The organism is Halomonas sp. R57-5 (assembly GCF_900070345.1).
Classification (GTDB): domain Bacteria; phylum Pseudomonadota; class Gammaproteobacteria; order Pseudomonadales; family Halomonadaceae; genus Vreelandella; species Vreelandella ventosae_B.
In genome coordinates, this window is the sequence record NZ_LN813019.1 from 4,437,433 (window position 1) to 4,454,446 (window position 17,014).

Consider the following 17,014-nt stretch of genomic DNA (forward strand, 5'->3'; position numbering starts at 1 on the left):
CATAGCCGGTAAAACATGGGTTAGCGGGTGATCCCGCGGGTAGAGCGCTCAATAGAGGCGGCAAAATGCGCGACTTCGGGTAGTTCAAAACGGCTGCGCATTTCGGCCAACGCCTGTTCCGTGGTTAATCCTTGGCGGTAAACCATTTTATAGGCGGCGGTTAAGGCATTAATCGCATCGCGGCTAAAGCCACGACGCTTTAAGCCCACAAGGTTCAGGCCACGTGCTTCAGCAGGGTTGCCATTAATCATGATATAGGCGGGGGTGTCTTTGGTAATGATCGAGCCACCACCGGCCATGGCGTGATCGCCAAAGTGGCAGAACTGATGTACCGCCGCCAAGCCACCCAGAATGGCATGATCGCCGACGGTGACATGGCCCGCCAGAGTGACCTGATTAGCTAAAATGCAGTCGTTACCAATCACGCAGTCATGGCCGACATGCACGTAGGCCATAAACAGGTTGCGCGAACCAATCGTCGTTTCGCTACGATCCTGAACCGTGCCACGGTGAATGGTGGCGCCTTCGCGGATGACGTTATCGTCGCCCATGACTAACCGTGTGGGCTCGCCTGCGTATTTTTTGTCCTGGCAGTCTTCGCCTACCGAGGCAAACTGAAAGATACGCGTGCGCTCACCCAGCGTGGTGGGACCTTTAACCACCACATGAGGGCCAATCACTGAGCCCGCGCCGATCGTGACATCGGGGCCAATAATGCTAAAAGGGCCTACCTCAACGTCGTCGGCAAGGCGCGCCGTTGGGTCGACCAGGGCAGTAGGATGTATCAAGCCACCTTCCTCTCGGCACAAATAATTTCCGCTTCGCAGGCCAGCTCGCCGTCCACCGAAGCGCGGCATGCAAACTTCCAGATACCCCGTTTACCTTTAATCACGTCGGCCTCTAAGGTGAGCTTGTCACCCGGCATTACCGGGCGCTTAAAGCGCACTTTGTCACTGCCGACCAGGTAGTAGACATAACCATCGGCAGGCAGTTTATTAACCGTTTTAAAGCCCAGAATGCCGCACACCTGGGCCAGGGCTTCAATTACCAGCACGCCGGGCATAATCGGATGATGCGGGAAATGACCGTTGAAGAACGGCTCATTAATGCTGACGTTCTTATACGCAACGATGGATTCACCGATGGCTAGTTGCGTTACTCGATCCACCAGCAAAAACGGGTAGCGGTGGGGCAAGTATTCGCGAATTTCATTGATATCCATAACCATCGTAGCGACCTCTAAAATAACAAAACGCCTGATGTACTTCTGAAAAGAGTCAGGCAAATACCAGCGCGTCCGCTGATTAAAAGGCTGGGATTATACCCCGCTGCCATCTAGCCTCAAAACAGCAGCAGGTAAATTTCATTCAGCACTCATTAATCACGCTGTTTTTTTTCCAATCTTGCTAGGCGCTTAGCGATATCATCGAGCTGTTTAAAACGCACCGCATTTTTTCGCCACTGGGTATTGGCCATGGCGCCGGTACCCGAGGAGTAGACCCCCGGCTCATGAATTGAGTTGGTGACCAGGCTCATCCCCGTCACCTGAACGCCGTCGCAGATGGTCAGATGGCCGGACAAACCTACGCCACCACCCAGCATGCAGTGCTTGCCTACTTGGGTAGAGCCAGCAATACCCACACAACCCGCTAACGCGCTGTGATCGCCAATGATGACGTTATGGGCAATTTGTACCTGACTATCAATTTTGACGTCATCACCAATCACCGTATCGCCCAGCGCGCCACGATCAATGCTGGAGCAGCTGCCCACTTCAACATCATCACCCAACACGACGCCCCCCAACTGGGCGATTTTATGCCAGCCGGCACCGTCGTGGGCAAAGCCAAAGCCGTCACCGCCAATCACACACCCGCTTTGCAGAATTACCCGCTTGCCGACCACCACGCCGTGACACACAGTGACGTTGGCATGCAGACGCGTTGCTTCACCGATAATGCTGTCGGCACCTACCACGCTGCCTGCCCCAATCACTACCCGGTCGCCCAGCACTACGCCCGCTTCAATCACTGCGTGCGCTTGAATACAGACATCAGCGCCCAGCTTAGCGTCTTCTGCCACTACCGCCGTGGGGTGAATGCCGACGACATCGCGGGCAGGAAGAGGGTCAAACAGCTGCGATAGTTTGGCATAGCCCAGGTAAGGGTTATCAATTTCCAAACGCGCTACCGGGCAGTGTTTGCCATGTTCAGGGTGCAGCAACACTGCTGCTGCCTGGGTCGTCGCCAAATCCTTGAGATAGGCGCGGTTAGCGAGGAAAGCCACTTGATCCGGCTGCGCTTCTTTTAGCGTCGCCAAGCCACGTATCGGCTGCTGGGCATTGCCACTAACGGCAATACCCAATTGGCGCGCAATGTCTGCGAGGGTAAGGTGATGAGAAGCGTGCGTCATGGGAACCCAGGGAAGCATTGGTGTGGCCAGGCCACACCATTCTTCGATTAAATTTAGTTCAAGGTATCAAAAATCTGCGTGACCTCATCGGTCACATTAGGCAGATCCACCCCTGAGTGCAGTACGCCCTGAGGCTCAACCAGAACATCAATACCGTGACGCTCCAGCACCTCGGCAACCGCCTGCTCCAGCTTCGGCTCAGCGCCTTCTAAAAACTGCTGCTCAGAGCGCTGCTGCGCCTGTAACACTTCCTGGCGGAGCTGCTCAAAACGGCCGCCCTTTTCTTGTAGTTCGCTAATCAGCGTTTCTCGCTGGGACTGGGCCATAGTTTCGCCTTCGTTCTGTAGGCGCTGTTGTAACTGCTGGAGTTCATTACCCAGGTTCTGCGCTTCACGCTGCTGATTGCCGATCTGCCCTTCCAGGCTACTCATAGACGCCTGTGCGGACTGAGTATTCATCAGTGCTGCTCGCCAGTCCAACACCGCTACTTCTGCAGCGTGAGCGGGCAAAATCATCGCGCCCAACAGGCATACCACCGCTGTTAGTCTACGCATTATGTTATCTCCTTAGGTCACGCTAGCGCGCACCGCCATGGCACACGATCTAGCAAAATTAGCACGATTGCGATTTAGAACAACGGTCGCTTAGAACGTTTGCCCTAACGAGAACTGGAAGAACTGGGTATCGTCACCGCTCTCATCATTCAAGGGTTCAGCAACACTGAAGGTCAGCGGACCCACTGGCGTCAGCCAAGAGAGACCGATACCGGCGCTGTAGCGCAAATCGCCTAAATCAACGCCAGAGTTACACTGCTGGCGACCGGCATCTTCCGCGAGCACATCGTAGCAAGAGCTCAGGAAAGTATTACCGCCATCCAAGAATAGCGATGTCTGCAGCGCGCGCTGATCTTCAATAAAGGGCAGTGGGAAAATGATCTCGGCGCTACCTTCTACTGAAACGTTACCGCCCAGGGTACGGTCACGGCCACCTTCGGTAGCTGGCGTAGTGCGCTGCCCCAGCGTATTGGAGGTATAACCACGCACCGAGCCAAGACCACCGGCGTAGAAGTTTTCATAGAAGGGGAAGGGATCGTTGCCTCCCAGCGTATCGGCATAGCCGAGGTTGCCGGTGAATTTGAACGCCCAGGACTCGTCATCGTTAATCGGGAACAGCTGTTGTGCCCGCGCACGCAGCTTGTAGTACTCCGAATCGCTGCCCGGCGCGCCGGTTTCCAGCGACAGGCGCTGATAGCTGCCATCGGTCGGCATAATACCCCGGTTAAGGTTATTACGCGTCCAACTGGCCGTTAGCTTCAGGCTTTGCGCATCTTCGCCCTGATCTTCCACATAACGACGAATTTCAGAGGCCGTGTCAAAGTAGGTTTTCACCGTTAGATCTTCAACGCTGGCACCGAAATTAAGACGCGACAGCTCGCTAATGGGGTAGCCGAAATTAATACCGGCGCCGTAGGCATCGGTTGAGAACGTCGAAATATCCGAATCGGCATAGTCGGTTTCGCGGTAGAACAGGTTATAGCCGCGGGAAATGCCGTCCAGTGTCCAGTAGGGGTCGGTAAAGCCAAAGTTCACGCTGGTAAAGGTATCGCTGCGCTGCGCCCCCACATTGACGCGGTTACCCGTACCCAGGAAGTTGTTTTGCGACAGGCCGACACCGTAAATAATCCCGGCACTCTGGGAGAAGCCAACGCTTGCAGAGACCGAGCCGGAGGGCTGCTCTTCGACGTTATAAGTAACGTCGAGTAAATCCGGCTCGCCAGGTACCGGTTGGGTATCTACCTCTACTTGGCTAAAGAAGCCGAGGCGTTCAAGGCGCTGACGCGATTGCGTAATGGCTTCAGTGGAAGCAGGAGCACCCTCCAACTGGGTCATTTCACGGCGCAGCACTTCATCCTGAGTCGTGGTATTACCAAAGAACTCGATGCGGCGCACATAGGCACGCTCACCGGGATTGATGGCAATCACCAGATCCACCGTTTCACCATCATCTGACATTTCAGGCACGCCCTGAATATCAGCAAAGGCGAAGCCCTCGGCACCTAAACGCTGGCGCAAAGCCTCCGTTGAGGTATTCACATCACCTCGTGAGAAAATCTCACCTTCCTTAACAGTGAGCAGCTGGCGCGCTTCGTTTTCGCTGATCTGCAAATCACCCGCGAAACGAATATTGCCAACCCGATACTGAGTACCTTCATCGACGTTGAGGGTAATAAATATCTCGGATTTTTCCGGGCCAATCGATACCTGAGTCGACGTCACATCAAAGTTGACGTAACCGCGATCCAAGTAGAAAGAACGCAGCCGCTCAATATCGCCCGACAGTGCTTCACGGGAATACTCATCGCTAGAGAACCAGCCGAAAATGCGCCCAGGCCGATCATTTAGCTCAAATACCTCACGCAGCGTTTCATCGTCGAAGGCTTCGTTGCCAACGATATTGATCTGGCGAATTTTGGCCACTTCACCTTCGTTGATATTGATATTGACCTGAACCCGGCCCTCATCAACCTCTTCAACTTCGGTATCAATACTGGCGCTGTAACGACCTTGCGACTGGTAAACAGCTTCCAGCTCGCGCTGAATCTCTTCCAAGGTGGAGAGCTCCAGCACCTGGCCTTCAGAGAGCCCCGATTCACGCAAACCGTTGCGCAGATCCTCTTCGGAGATCTGATCGTTGCCACTGATTTGTAGCCGCGCAATGGTCGGCCGTTCAACGACCTGAATAACCAGCACATCGCCTTCGCGCGCTAACGAGACATCGTCAAATAGCCCTGTGGCAAATAAGTCACGGGCAGCGTCGGCCAGCTGTTGTTCGCTGACGCGCTCGTTGGCACTGACCGGAAATGCATTGAAGACCGAGGCGGCGGATACCCGCTGCAGTCCCTCCACTCGAATGTCTGAAACATCAAAGGATTGTGCTTGGGCGCCGCTGGCGCCTGCCAGCAAGAGTACCGCCATTCCAAGGGTCTTGATTTTCATGCAGTCAATTCGCTCGCGTTGGTCTGCCGATCATTCCAGAAAGGCACCATATACATTTGTGCAGGCAGATGACAAGGCATCCTGCGCGCTACACGCGTCATTACCACAGGCGCATCAGATCAAAATAGAGGGCCATCAACATCAGGGTGCCGACCATGGCAAGCCCGATGCGCAATCCTACGGCTTGGGTTTTTTCAGATACTGGCCGTCCACGCACGACCTCCATAAAATAATAAAGCAAGTGACCACCATCGAGCACGGGGATGGGTAATAAGTTCAGCACCCCAAGGCTGATAGAAAGATACGCTAGAAAGCCAATAAACGCTTCTATCCCTGCTCGGGCTGAATCACCTGAAACCTGCGCAATGGTGATTGGCCCGGACAAATTGGAAGGCGAGATAAGACCCACAAACATTTTGCGTATGGCATCTAACGTTAAGAGCGTCATCGCTCCAGTGCGTGAAACAGCCTGACCTACCGCTTCGATAGGGCCGTAACGGATTTCACGCTGGAACTCTGCTGGCCACTCGACCTCCTCGGCGCCTGCACCGATATAACCAATCTCAACCCCAGTGTCCAAGCGGTTACGCCCGGGGGTTAAATCAACACTCGACTGCTCGCCATTACGTTCATAGGTGAGCTGCAGCGTTTCACCTGGACTACCTCGCACCATGTTAACGAAGTGCATCCAATCATCCACTGGTTCGCCATTAACCGCCACCATCCTATCGCCAGCTTCTAGGCCCGCTTGTTCGGCGGCTTCTCCGCTGACGACCTGGCCTAAGACAGCCGGAAATTCCGGCTGCCAAGGGGTAATACCCAGCGTTTGCAGCGGCTGCGGCGGATCTTGTCGAACCAAATAATCAGTGACCGATAAGCCAAAACGTCGGGTGTCGCTCGCCCCTTCGGAACGGGCGTCGATATCCAACTCACCGCTAAAGCCAATAATCGATACTAGCTTTAGGTTAACATCTTCCCACGAACGCATCTCATCGCCCTGAATGGCGACAATTTCATCGCCATTGGCAAGCCCGGCCTCAGCAGCTGGCGAGTCAGGCGCAACGCTACCCACCATCGGCGACACCACCGTAGTGCCCGCCACAAATAACGCCCAGTAGGCCACAATGGCCAGCAAAAAGTTGGCGATAGGGCCCGCTGCCACAATCGCAATGCGCTGCCAAACGGTCTTGCGGTTAAACGCCTGGTCAAGCTGCTCTTCCGGTACCGGTGCCTCACGCTCATCGAGCATTTTGACATAGCCACCCAAGGGAATGGCGGCTATAGCGAATTCGGTGCCCTGGCGGTCAACCCGCGACCATAGCGGTTTGCCAAAGCCTACCGAAAAACGCAGCACTTTGACCCCACAGCGCCTTGCCACCCAAAAGTGGCCAAACTCGTGGAAGGTCACTAGCAGACCCAACACCACGATGACCGCTAAAATATTCTGTATTAGGCCCACACTCACTCCTTAACGCCCCGCACTAACGACCAGCTCAGCGAATGCTTAAGCGGACCACCTTGTTATCAGTTCAAGCGCCTGCTGCCGCGCCCATTGATCGGTTGCCAATACGCTGTCCAGGCTGTCGACCCGGCCCTGATAGGGCCGCGACAGGACGTCGGCCACCAGTTGTCCAATCGCAGTAAAACCGAGCCGACGCTGCAGGAAGGCGTCTACCGCGACTTCATTGGCCGCGTTAAGCACAACCGGCGCCATGCCGCCCTGCTGCATCGCTTGACGAGCGAGCCCCAAACAGGGAAAGCGGGCCTCATCGGGCGCTTCAAAATCGAGCCGCGCCACCTGAAAAAGATCCAGTGTTTCGACGCCGGCGTCAATGCGCTCTGGCCACGCTAGACCATAGGCAATGGGGGTGCGCATATCGGGATTACCCAACTGTGCAATCACCGAGCCATCATGATACGCCGCCATGGAGTGAATCACGCTTTGCGGGTGCACCACCACCTGGATCTGTTCGGGCGTGGCATCAAATAGCCAGCAGGCCTCGATAAGCTCTAGCCCTTTGTTCATCAGCGTGGCGCTATCCACCGAGATTTTACGCCCCATTGACCAGTTCGGGTGAGCGCAGGCCTGCTCGGGGGTGACATTGTTGATATCCGCCTGGTTCCAGGTTCGAAACGGCCCCCCAGAGGCCGTTAGCAGCAACTGGCGAACGCCGTGTTTGGCAAGCCCGCCGCGATGCTCCGCAGGKAGACACTGGTAAATGGCATTATGTTCGGAATCAATCGGCAGCAGTGTCGCCCCCGAACGGGAAACCGCCTCCATAAACAGTGCGCCACTCATCACCAGCGCCTCTTTATTGGCCAGCAGCACGCGCTTACCCGCTTCAGCAGCCGCTAGCGCAGGCAGCAAGCCCGCAGCACCGACAATGGCCGCCATCACGCAGTCGACACTCGCGTCCCGGGCAACCTCACACAGCGCCTGCGGACCTGCGCTCACTTCGGTTGCCTGGCCAGCCCTATGAAGCGCTTGGCGTAGCCAAGCGGCATCGGCTTCATCATCAAGCACGGCGACCGCAGGCCGGTGCGCTAAGCACTGCGATAACAGGGTCTCTTTCGAAGTGTGTGCGGTCAGCGCATGGACGCTATAACGGTCAGGATGACGACTAATGACATCCAGCGTGCTAGTGCCAACAGAGCCTGTCGACCCCAGTACCGTCACACGTTGTAGCGATGACTGGCTCATAGCGGCGGCACCTTGGCAAATACCTCAACAAGCACTTCCACATAGAACAGCGCAAATAGCGGGATCGCCGCCGTCAGACTATCAATGCGATCCATCACACCACCGTGGCCAGGAAGCAGCTGGCTTGAGTCTTTGATATTGCGGTAGCGTTTGAGCATGCTTTCCAGCAGATCCCCTAGCACAGAGGCCAAGGTGACCACGGCAGTGACCAGTATCAGGGTAATCCCGCCCACTAAATCCAGCGGCAACCACAGCGCAAACAGAATGGCCAGGATAGCGGTCGCCGCTAAGCCACCGAACACACCCTCCCACGATTTGCCTGGGCTCACGTGGGGGGCCAACTTGCGCTTACCCCAGAGCCTCCCCACAAAGTAGGCGCCAATATCCGCGCTCCAGACCAGCAGTAGCACAAACAGCAGCCAAGCCATACCAATATCACGTAGAACGTTAAACCCCACCCAGCAGGGCAACAGCACCCACAGGCCCATCGCCAAGCGCCGCGTAGTGGCCTGCCACTGCTCACCTGCAGCGGGGTAACGGGTTACCCAGTAGAGATTCACCAGCCAGCCAGCGGCGGCCAGCCAAAGCGGCCATATCGCCATGGCGGTGCCCGTCAGCCACATCGCCAGCATCAGTACTGCCATTACGGCGACTAGCTGGGCACGCCGCACCGTGCGGGTAACACCCGCCAGATTAGTCCACTCCCAGGTGGCGAGCAGCACCATTAGCGCCGTAAATAGCGCAAAAGCGCCGCCATCTAAACCAAACAGGCCAACCAGCACCAGGGGTGCTAGCCAGGCTGCAGTGATAATCCGCTGTTTAAGCACCCTGCGCCTCTATTTGTTCGTCCGTCATGCCAAAGCGACGACGGCGCTGACAGAAGTCGTTTAATGCCGCGTCAAAGGCTTCCGCACCAAAAKCGGGCCATAGCAGCGGGGAAAAGTGCAGCTCAGCATAGGCCAACTGCCAAAGCATGAAGTTGGATAGCCGCTGCTCACCGCTGGTGCGTATACACAGATCCACCGGCGGCACATCATCAACCCCCATTGCCGTGTCGAAGCACGCTTCATCGATTTCCGCAGGTGACAACACCCCTGCCGCCACCTGTTCGGCCAAGGTGCGCGCCGCTCGTGCGATATCCCACTGGCCGCCATAGTTGGCGGCAATCACCAGGTGCATGCCCGTGTTGTCTGCCGTTAACGCTTCAGCGCGCTGAATATGCTTTTGGATGGCATGGGAAAAACCGCGCTGCTCGCCGATGATCGAGAGGCGGACATTACGCTCATTGAGCTTTTTGACTTCACGCTTGAGCGCCATCAAAAACAGCTCCATCAGCGCGTTGACCTCCGCGGCTGGGCGTTTCCAGTTTTCGCTGGAGAAGGCGAACAGGCTGAGCGTTTGCACCTCGCGTTCGGCGGCTCGCTGAATCACCGCACGCACAGTTTCCACTCCGGCCCGGTGCCCGCGCACCCCTGAAAGCCCTCGCGCACGCGCCCAGCGGTTATTGCCATCCATAATAATGGCAACATGAGACGGCGGGGCCTCCCCGGCCAGTGAAGGCGCACAGGCGTCGTCCGGCTGTTGTTCCGGAAGCTGCGGAGACGTCATGGATTCTCGCACCAAAGATCAGTCATAAAAAAACCAGCCAGAGTGTGGCAAAACGGGCAGCCTAAGCTGCCCGCGGCTGAATAAAGCACAGGTTTATACCTGCATGAGATCCTGCTCTTTTGCAGTCAGCGCCTTATCGATCTCAGCGATGTACTTATCGGTCAGCTTTTGAATCGCGTCTTCGCCTTCACGCTGATCGTCTTCGGTAATGTCTTTATCTTTTAACAACGACTTAAAATCACCGTTAGCATCGCGGCGTACGTTACGCACGGCCACACGGGCGTTTTCAGCTTCGCTACGCGCCTGCTTGATGTAACCTTTGCGGGTCTCTTCGGTGAGCATCGGCATCGGCACACGGATCACGTTACCTGCACTGGCTGGGTTAAGCCCCAGATCAGAGGTCATGATAGCCTTTTCGATTTTCTGCACCATGCCCTGCTCCCACGGCGCAATCGTCAGCGTGCGAGCGTCTTCAACGTTGACCGATGCCACTTGGCTCAGCGGTACCTGGCTGCCGTAATAATCCACGGTAACGGCGTCTAAAATGCTCGGATGAGCACGACCGGTACGAATTTTATTGAAGTTGCTATGCAGCGCTTCAACGCTTTTTTGCATGCGCGAATCGGCATCTTTCTTAATATCGTTGATCACGTCATTACCCTCTGTATATCAGCGTGCCTTCCTTGCCCCCTACGACCATATTCAGTAGGGCACCAGGCTTATTCATATCAAATACCCGCACCGGCATATTATGGTCACGTACCAGGCAGATAGCGGTCAAATCCATAACGCCCAATTTTTGATCCAGGGCGTCGTCGTAAGAGAGCTGGTCGTACTTCACCGCATCCGGATGTTTTACCGGGTCTTTATTGTAGACGCCATCGACTTTGGTCGCTTTAATCACCACGTCAGCGTCCACTTCAATGCCCCGTAAACAGGCGGCAGAATCAGTGGTGAAGAAGGGGTTACCTGTGCCCGCAGAGAACAGCACGACGTCCCCTGAGGTCAGGTAGCGAATGGCGGTACGCCGGTCATAGTGCTCCACCACGCCGCTCATCGGGATAGCCGACATCACTCGCGAGCGAATATTGGAGCGCTCCAGCGCGTCACGCATGGCCAGCGCATTCATTACGGTGGCCAGCATGCCCATATGGTCACCGGTGACACGGTCCATACCAGCCTCGTTGAGTGCTGCACCGCGGAACAAGTTACCACCACCAATCACGATACCTACCTGCACCCCAATACCGACAAGCTGGCCGATTTCCAGCGCCATGCGGTCAAGTACCTTAGGATCAATACCAAAATCGTGCTCCCCCATTAGCGCTTCGCCAGAAAGCTTGAGCAAAATACGTTTGTATTTTGACTTGGTACCCACTGCTTTGCTGGGTGCTACATGGGGGGKAGGCTCTTGAACATCACTCGACATGGCATCTCTCCTGAGGCAGACCTGAAAACAGGCAGGCGGGGCAGCCCCTTGGTATAAACTAGTATATAAACCCGTTATATCGGGGCCGATTATACTAGCATTATTTATACAGGGGCCGGATACGCGAAGGCGTGCGCTCGCGCGCACGCCATCTTCTTTCTGAAACCTCTGACCTCAGCGACGGCCAGCCTGTTCCATAACTTCTTTAGCAAAGTCGACTTCTTCTTTCTCAATACCTTCGCCAACTTCAAAGCGCGTAAAGCCAACCACTTCGCCGCCCGCCGCTTTGACGAACTCAGCCACCGTCTGGTTCGGGTCTTTCACAAACGGCTGCTCGGTCAGGCTGTTTTCTGCCAGGTACTTTTTCAAGCGGCCTTGCACCATTTTCTCAGCGATTTGCTCCGGCTTACCGGCCATATCCGGCTGGGCCAGAATAATCGCTTTTTCCTGATCCAACTGCTCTTGGGGCATATCGGCAGGATGCGCAACCGCAGGGTTGATCGCAGCAACGTGCATCGCAACGTCTTTTGCAACTTGCGAAGTGCCGCCGGTCAACACGGTAAGAACGCCAATGCGGCCACCGTGAACGTATTCGCCGACTAGACCGCCGTCAGCAGCGTTAACGACGATGGCGCGACGCACACCGATGTTTTCACCGATTTTCTGCACGAGCTGCTCGCGAGCAGTCTCAAGCTCGCCCGCCATAACGGCGGCAACGTCTTCGCTTTTCGCGGTGAAGAAAGCACCGGCGATTTTGTCGGCAAAGGCGATGAAGTTGTCATCACGAGCCACAAAGTCGGTCTCGGAGTTGATTTCAACCATTACGCCGTAGCTGCCGTCTTCTGCTACGCGCGTTACTACTACACCTTCTGCGGCGATACGATCGGCTTTCTTCGCCGCTTTTAGGCCGGAGCTTTTACGCAGGTTTTCAATCGCAACTTCGATATCACCGTCGGCTTCGGTGAGTGCTTTTTTACACTCCATCATGCCGAGACCGGTACGTTCGCGAAGTTCCTTGACCTGAGAGGCGCTGATAGCTGCCATGAGAATTCACCTCTGAAATGGTTCTATGAGAGTTAAACGCAACACAGAGTATAGGCATGATAAATGACCATCATGTATCACGCTGCCCTATGTCTCTCTGCATTGCGGGGCCGGCATCTAGCAGCCGGCAAATTCGTCCCGCCTAAACGCTTCACCTGCAGCGAAAAAACCACAGTGGAAAGCCTGTAGTGGGAAAAAGGGGGCATAGCCCCCTCTCTTTTATCATGATGCGGCAGCCCTGCTCACCGCACCCACTGCTGCGATTACTCGGCGGCAGTGTTGTCTTCAGCTGCAGCGGCCTCTTCGGTCACTTCAACGAACTCTTCAGCGTTACCTGCTTTGGCACGGCCACAGGCGTCCGCAATCGCTTTTACGTAGATCTGGATAGCGCGGATAGAGTCATCGTTGCCGGGGATTACGTAGTCAACGCCATCGGGGTTGGAGTTAGTATCCACCACGCCGATAACCGGGATACCCAGTTTGTTGGCTTCGTTGATCGCGATGCGCTCATGGTCAACGTCGATCACAAACAGTGCGTCCGGCAGGCCGCCCATGTTCTTGATACCGCCGATAGAACGCTCAAGCTTGTCCTGCTCACGAGTCGCCATCAAGACTTCTTTCTTGGTCAGCTTCTCGAACGTGCCGTCTTCGCGCATGGTTTCAAGATCACGCAGACGCTTAATGGACTGACGGATGGTCTTGAAGTTAGTCAACATGCCGCCCAACCAGCGGTGGTTGACGAAATGCTGACCGGCACGGTTCGCTTCTTCTTTAATTACCTTGCTAGCGCTGCGCTTGGTACCAACAAACAAAATTTTGTTGTTGGATGCCGCCATCTTCTCGACCACATCGATCGCTTCGTTCAGCGCCGGAAGGGTGTGCTCAAGGTTGATGATGTGAATCTTGTTGCGCGCGCCGAAGATAAATTTGCTCATCTTCGGGTTCCAGTACTTGGTCTGGTGACCGAAGTGAGCGCCTGCTTTAAGCAGGTCACGCATATTAACGTGAGACATGGTAAAACTCCTAAAACTCGGGTTAGGCCTCCACGCACCCCATGGATCCGACCGTTGACGACGTTAGACGCTGCCAGCGGCACCCGGGACCATGTGCCGGTGCATGTGTGTTTTTAAGGCTTGGTCGTTAAGTAGTACGCCCCTTAGTGGCMCACTACAGATTCATCGCCCCGCCCTTCAGCGTGCTACCCAGCCAACAAAGAAGCTCGGAATCACGATTGCAGGAAAGCGCGCGGCTTTATACCATAGATCATTGCCAAGATGAAGTCGCACCCCGTTTGACGGTCTTAAATTGCGCCATTCAATTTTCCACTCTGCATTCATATCGAGCATTCATGAACGTTCCTATCAAGACGCCTTCTGAAATCGAATACATGCGCGAAGCCGGGCGCCAAGCGGCTAGCGTGATTGAAATGATCACCCCGCACATCCAGGCGGGCATTAGTACGGGGGAGATCGACCGTCTTTGTCACGACTATATTGTTAACGAGCTGGGCTCGACTCCGGCCCCGCTGAACTATCATGGCTTCCCCAAAGCGACCTGCACCTCGCTCAACCATGTGGTGTGCCATGGCATCCCCGACGACGGCAAGAAGCTCAAGAAAGGCGATATCATGAATTTGGATATCACCGTTAAGACCCAAGATGGCTACCACGGTGATTCCAGCGTGATGTTCGTGGTAGGTGAAACGATCCAGGGCGAACGGCTGTGCCGCATCACCCAGGAGTGCCTGTATAAAAGCATTGAGTTGGTCAAGCCCGGCGTGCGCCTGTCTGAACTGGCTAGGGTGATTCAAAAACACGCCGAAGAGCACGGCTACTCCGTGGTACGCGATTTCTGCGGTCATGGCATCGGCGCCGAGTTTCACGAAGAGCCGCAGTTCTTGCACTATGACGGCTACGCACCGGATGCCGACATCACACTCGCCGCGGGGATGTGCTTTACCATCGAACCGATGATTAACGTCGGCGGCTATAAAACCAAGGTGCTGCGCGATGGCTGGACCGCCGTGACCAAAGACCGCAGCCTCTCCGCCCAGTGGGAACATACGCTGCTGGTCACCGAGGGCGGTGTTGAAGTGCTGACTGCGCGCGGTGATGAAGACTTCAGTTTTCTAACCAACTGATGCTTTTACACCACCACCGGTTTGAGCCGGACACCACGCTTTACGACCTGGATCTTTTTCGCACCGAGCTTGCCGGTTCGCGCTCCCCGGTCGCGCCCTTTAAAGCCGCCCTGCGCGAGTTACAGGCGCGCCTGGACGAGCAGTTTCGTGCCGGAGCAGACATTCGCGACCTGGTGCGTGGCCGCGCCTGGTACCTGGATCAACTGCTGGCCATTGCCTGGGCCCAGCATGATTGGCCCGATGAGGGCATTGCTCTGGTGGCGGTCGGCGGCTACGGCCGTGGTGAGCTACACCCCCACTCGGATATCGACCTGCTGCTGCTGCTGGAGCAGGACGACGACACCGCCTATCGCGAACCGCTGACCGCCTTTATCACCTTCTTATGGGATATTGGCCTGGAGATTGGCCATAGCGTGCGCTCGCTCAGCGACTGCGAGCGTGAAGCCGAAGCGGATGTCACGGTGATTACCAACCTGCTCGAATCGCGCTTGATCGCCGGGCCCGAAAGCCTGCGCGAAGCGATGCGCGAACGCCTCAGCGCCGAACATATTTGGCCTGCCGACCGCTTCTTTGAAGCCAAGTGGCAGGAGCAGATATCCCGTCACTACCGCTACAACAACTCCGAGTATCACTTAGAGCCCAATCTCAAAAGCTCCCCCGGCGGGCTACGGGATATCCAGATGATCGGCTGGGTGGCCAAGCGCCACTTCGGCACCGAGCAGTACACCGACATTGTCGCCAACGGCTTTATGAACGACGCCGAGCTGCGCATTTTAAGCCAGGGGCAAGCGTTCTTGTGGCAGGTGCGATACGCCCTGCACATGCTCACCGACCGGGCCGAAGACCGTCTGCTGTTTGACCACCAGCGCACTATCGCCGAGATGTTTGGCTTCCGCGATACGCCAGAGCGCCTGGCGGTCGAGCAGTTTATGAAGCGCTACTACCGCCATGTCACCGCGCTGGCGGGCCTCAACGATATGCTGCTGCAACATTTCGACGAAGTGATCCTGCGCGGCAGAGAGGCGCTGGAAACGGTCAAGTTGAACGAGCGCTTCGAGACCAAGGGCGGCTATATCCAAGTACGTTCGCGCAACCTATTCCGCGAACGGCCAGCGGCGATGCTGGAGCTATTTCTGCTGATGGCCAAGCACCCCGAAATCGAAGGGGTTCGCGCCGACACCATCCGGCTAATTCGCGATCATCGCCACCAGATTGACGACCACTACCGGGAAGACCCCCGCCACCAGCGGCTATTTATGGCCATTATGCGCGCCCCGGGCAACGTACCGCGCCAGCTACGCCGCATGAACCGCTACGGCATTCTGGGCAAATACCTGCCCGAGTTTGGCCGCGCCGTGGGGCTCATGCAGCACGACCTGTTTCATATTTACACCGTCGACGCCCACACCCTGCGGCTGCTTAAGTTTCTGCACGGCTTTCGCAAACCGGAGGCCAAAGACGACTTCCCGGTAGCCGCGGCCCTCATGCAGCAACTGCCCAAGCTGGACCTACTCTGGGTCGCCGGGCTATTTCACGATATAGGCAAGGGCCGCGGCGGCGACCACTCGGAGATTGGCGCGCGGGACGTTGCACTGTTCTGCCAGCGTCATAACGTCTCGGTGCACGATACCAACTTGGTTAGCTGGCTGGTGGAGCACCACCTGTTGATGTCGATGACCGCGCAAAAACGCGATATCAGCGACCCCGACGTGATTCGTGATTTTGCCTTGATCGTGCGTAACGAAACGCGCCTGGACTACCTGTACGTGCTCACCGTTGCCGACATCAACGCCACCAACCCGACGCTGTGGAACGGCTGGCGGGCGTCGCTGCTGCGCCAACTTTATGCCGAGACCAAACGCGCCCTTCGCCGCGGTCTGAACAATCCGCCCGACCGCGACGACTGGGTGCGAGAAACGCGCACGGAAGCGCGCTCGCTGCTACAAACCATCGGCGTTAATCGTGAGCAAATTGATCATCTTTGGGAATCGCTAGGGGAAGACTACTTTCTGCAGTACGCGCCCAGCGAAATCGTTTGGCAGACCCAGGGCATTCTCAATCACAACCAGTCGCCGCTGCCGCTGGTACTGATCAGCGCGCCTACTGCCGATATGGCCGAAGGCGGCACCAAGGTATTTATCCACACCCGCTCGGTAGATGACCTTTTCGCCGCCACCGCCGCTGCCATGGAGCAGCTGGGGCTGTCGATCCACGATGCACGGATCGCCACCTCCCATAACGATTGGRCGCTGAATACGTTTATCGTCCTCGACAGCCACGGTCAGCCGATCCGGGATCCAGCGCATATTGAAGAGATGCGCCAGCACCTGGTCGAAGAGCTCGATGACCCGGACGACTATCCCAATATCGTCACGCGCCATACGCCACGTCAGCTCAAACACTTCAAGGTCTCCACCGAAGTACTGATTGAGCAGGATCCAGCCAATGAGCGCACTCTGCTGGAACTCACCGCCCCCGACCGCCCCGGCCTACTGGCCCGGGTAGGGCGTATTTTTATGGAGCAGGATATCTCACTCTCCGCGGCAAAAATCGCCACACTGGGCGAGCGGGTAGAAGACGTTTTTTTCATCACCACCAAGGCAGGCGAACCGCTCACCGACCCCGAGCGCCAGCAGCAGCTACGCGAACGTTTGATTGAGGTGTTGGGGGTTTAAGCCTCTCCG

General features: G+C 56.3%; 15 protein-coding genes. 2 read left to right on the plus strand and 13 right to left on the minus strand.

What is annotated here, in order from left to right; translation table 11 throughout:
• Positions 1 to 20: 20 nt before the first annotated feature.
• From lpxA to rpsB, 13 genes are all read right to left on the minus strand, one after another.
• Positions 21 to 788, minus strand: coding sequence for an acyl-ACP--UDP-N-acetylglucosamine O-acyltransferase (gene lpxA, locus HALO_RS20170; RefSeq protein WP_035576565.1), 768 nt, complete (start codon positions 786 to 788; stop codon positions 21 to 23).
• A complete protein-coding gene (gene fabZ / locus HALO_RS20175) occupies positions 785 to 1,228 on the minus strand; it encodes a 3-hydroxyacyl-ACP dehydratase FabZ (protein ID WP_035576564.1) in 444 nt (147 codons plus the stop codon). Before fabZ ends, lpxA begins: the two co-directional genes overlap by 4 nt.
• Before the next feature lie 149 nt (positions 1,229 to 1,377).
• Positions 1,378 to 2,412 carry a UDP-3-O-(3-hydroxymyristoyl)glucosamine N-acyltransferase gene (lpxD, locus tag HALO_RS20180; protein WP_035576563.1) on the minus strand — a complete coding sequence of 345 codons (1,035 nt, stop codon included), beginning with the start codon at positions 2,410 to 2,412 and terminating at the stop codon, positions 1,378 to 1,380.
• 53 nt (positions 2,413 to 2,465) lie between these two features.
• Entirely contained in the window at positions 2,466 to 2,966 is a 501-nt protein-coding gene (locus HALO_RS20185; RefSeq protein ID WP_035576562.1) for an OmpH family outer membrane protein, read from the minus strand.
• Positions 2,967 to 3,056: 90 nt separating this feature from the next.
• The gene (gene bamA, locus HALO_RS20190) at positions 3,057 to 5,408 is read right to left on the minus strand and encodes an outer membrane protein assembly factor BamA (RefSeq protein ID WP_369333477.1); all 2,352 of its coding nucleotides are present in this window, start codon (positions 5,406 to 5,408) and stop codon (positions 3,057 to 3,059) included.
• Between the two features lie 100 nt (positions 5,409 to 5,508).
• On the minus strand, positions 5,509 to 6,867 hold the full coding sequence (gene rseP, locus HALO_RS20195) for an RIP metalloprotease RseP (RefSeq protein WP_035576560.1): 1,359 nt from the start codon (positions 6,865 to 6,867) through the stop codon (positions 5,509 to 5,511).
• A 45-nt stretch (positions 6,868 to 6,912) separates the two neighbouring features.
• Entirely contained in the window at positions 6,913 to 8,109 is a 1,197-nt protein-coding gene (gene ispC, locus HALO_RS20200; protein WP_035576559.1) for a 1-deoxy-D-xylulose-5-phosphate reductoisomerase, read from the minus strand.
• Positions 8,106 to 8,936, minus strand: coding sequence for a phosphatidate cytidylyltransferase (locus tag HALO_RS20205; protein ID WP_035576558.1), 831 nt, complete (start codon positions 8,934 to 8,936; stop codon positions 8,106 to 8,108). Before HALO_RS20205 ends, ispC begins: the two co-directional genes overlap by 4 nt.
• A complete protein-coding gene (gene uppS / locus HALO_RS20210; protein WP_050713941.1) occupies positions 8,929 to 9,717 on the minus strand; it encodes a polyprenyl diphosphate synthase in 789 nt (262 codons plus the stop codon). The genes HALO_RS20205 and uppS overlap by 8 nt, the downstream gene beginning before the upstream one ends.
• Before the next feature lie 93 nt (positions 9,718 to 9,810).
• Entirely contained in the window at positions 9,811 to 10,368 is a 558-nt protein-coding gene (gene frr / locus HALO_RS20215; protein ID WP_035576556.1) for a ribosome recycling factor, read from the minus strand.
• A 4-nt stretch (positions 10,369 to 10,372) separates the two neighbouring features.
• Positions 10,373 to 11,146 (minus strand): UMP kinase, encoded by a 774-nt coding sequence (pyrH, locus tag HALO_RS20220; protein WP_050713942.1) that lies wholly within the window; start codon positions 11,144 to 11,146, stop codon positions 10,373 to 10,375.
• 174 nt (positions 11,147 to 11,320) lie between these two features.
• A complete protein-coding gene (tsf, locus tag HALO_RS20225; RefSeq protein WP_035576554.1) occupies positions 11,321 to 12,190 on the minus strand; it encodes a translation elongation factor Ts in 870 nt (289 codons plus the stop codon).
• Positions 12,191 to 12,453: 263 nt separating this feature from the next.
• Entirely contained in the window at positions 12,454 to 13,203 is a 750-nt protein-coding gene (rpsB, locus tag HALO_RS20230; RefSeq protein ID WP_035576553.1) for a 30S ribosomal protein S2, read from the minus strand.
• Between the two features lie 335 nt (positions 13,204 to 13,538).
• On the opposite strand from rpsB, the gene map reads away from it, so the two are divergent.
• Together map and HALO_RS20240 are read left to right on the plus strand one after the other, a co-directional pair.
• On the plus strand, positions 13,539 to 14,330 hold the full coding sequence (map, locus tag HALO_RS20235; RefSeq protein ID WP_035576552.1) for a type I methionyl aminopeptidase: 792 nt from the start codon (positions 13,539 to 13,541) through the stop codon (positions 14,328 to 14,330).
• Complete coding sequence (locus HALO_RS20240) at positions 14,330 to 17,005, plus strand: [protein-PII] uridylyltransferase (protein ID WP_050713943.1); 2,676 nt, start codon at positions 14,330 to 14,332, stop codon at positions 17,003 to 17,005. The genes map and HALO_RS20240 overlap by 1 nt, the downstream gene beginning before the upstream one ends.
• Positions 17,006 to 17,014 lie beyond the last annotated feature (9 nt).

Excerpts from the sequence above, each read along its gene's own strand:
- fabZ (WP_035576564.1), bottom strand. The coding sequence starts at position 1,228 with ATGGTTATGGATATCAATGAAATTCGCGAATACTTGCCCCACCGCTAC.
- lpxD (WP_035576563.1), bottom strand. The coding sequence starts at position 2,412 with ATGACGCACGCTTCTCATCACCTTACCCTCGCAGACATTGCGCGCCAA.
- HALO_RS20185 (WP_035576562.1), bottom strand. The coding sequence starts at position 2,966 with ATGCGTAGACTAACAGCGGTGGTATGCCTGTTGGGCGCGATGATTTTG.
- bamA (WP_369333477.1), bottom strand. The coding sequence starts at position 5,408 with ATGAAAATCAAGACCCTTGGAATGGCGGTACTCTTGCTGGCAGGCGCC.
- tsf (WP_035576554.1), bottom strand. The coding sequence starts at position 12,190 with ATGGCAGCTATCAGCGCCTCTCAGGTCAAGGAACTTCGCGAACGTACC.
- rpsB (WP_035576553.1), bottom strand. The coding sequence starts at position 13,203 with ATGTCTCACGTTAATATGCGTGACCTGCTTAAAGCAGGCGCTCACTTC.
- map (WP_035576552.1), top strand. The coding sequence starts at position 13,539 with ATGAACGTTCCTATCAAGACGCCTTCTGAAATCGAATACATGCGCGAA.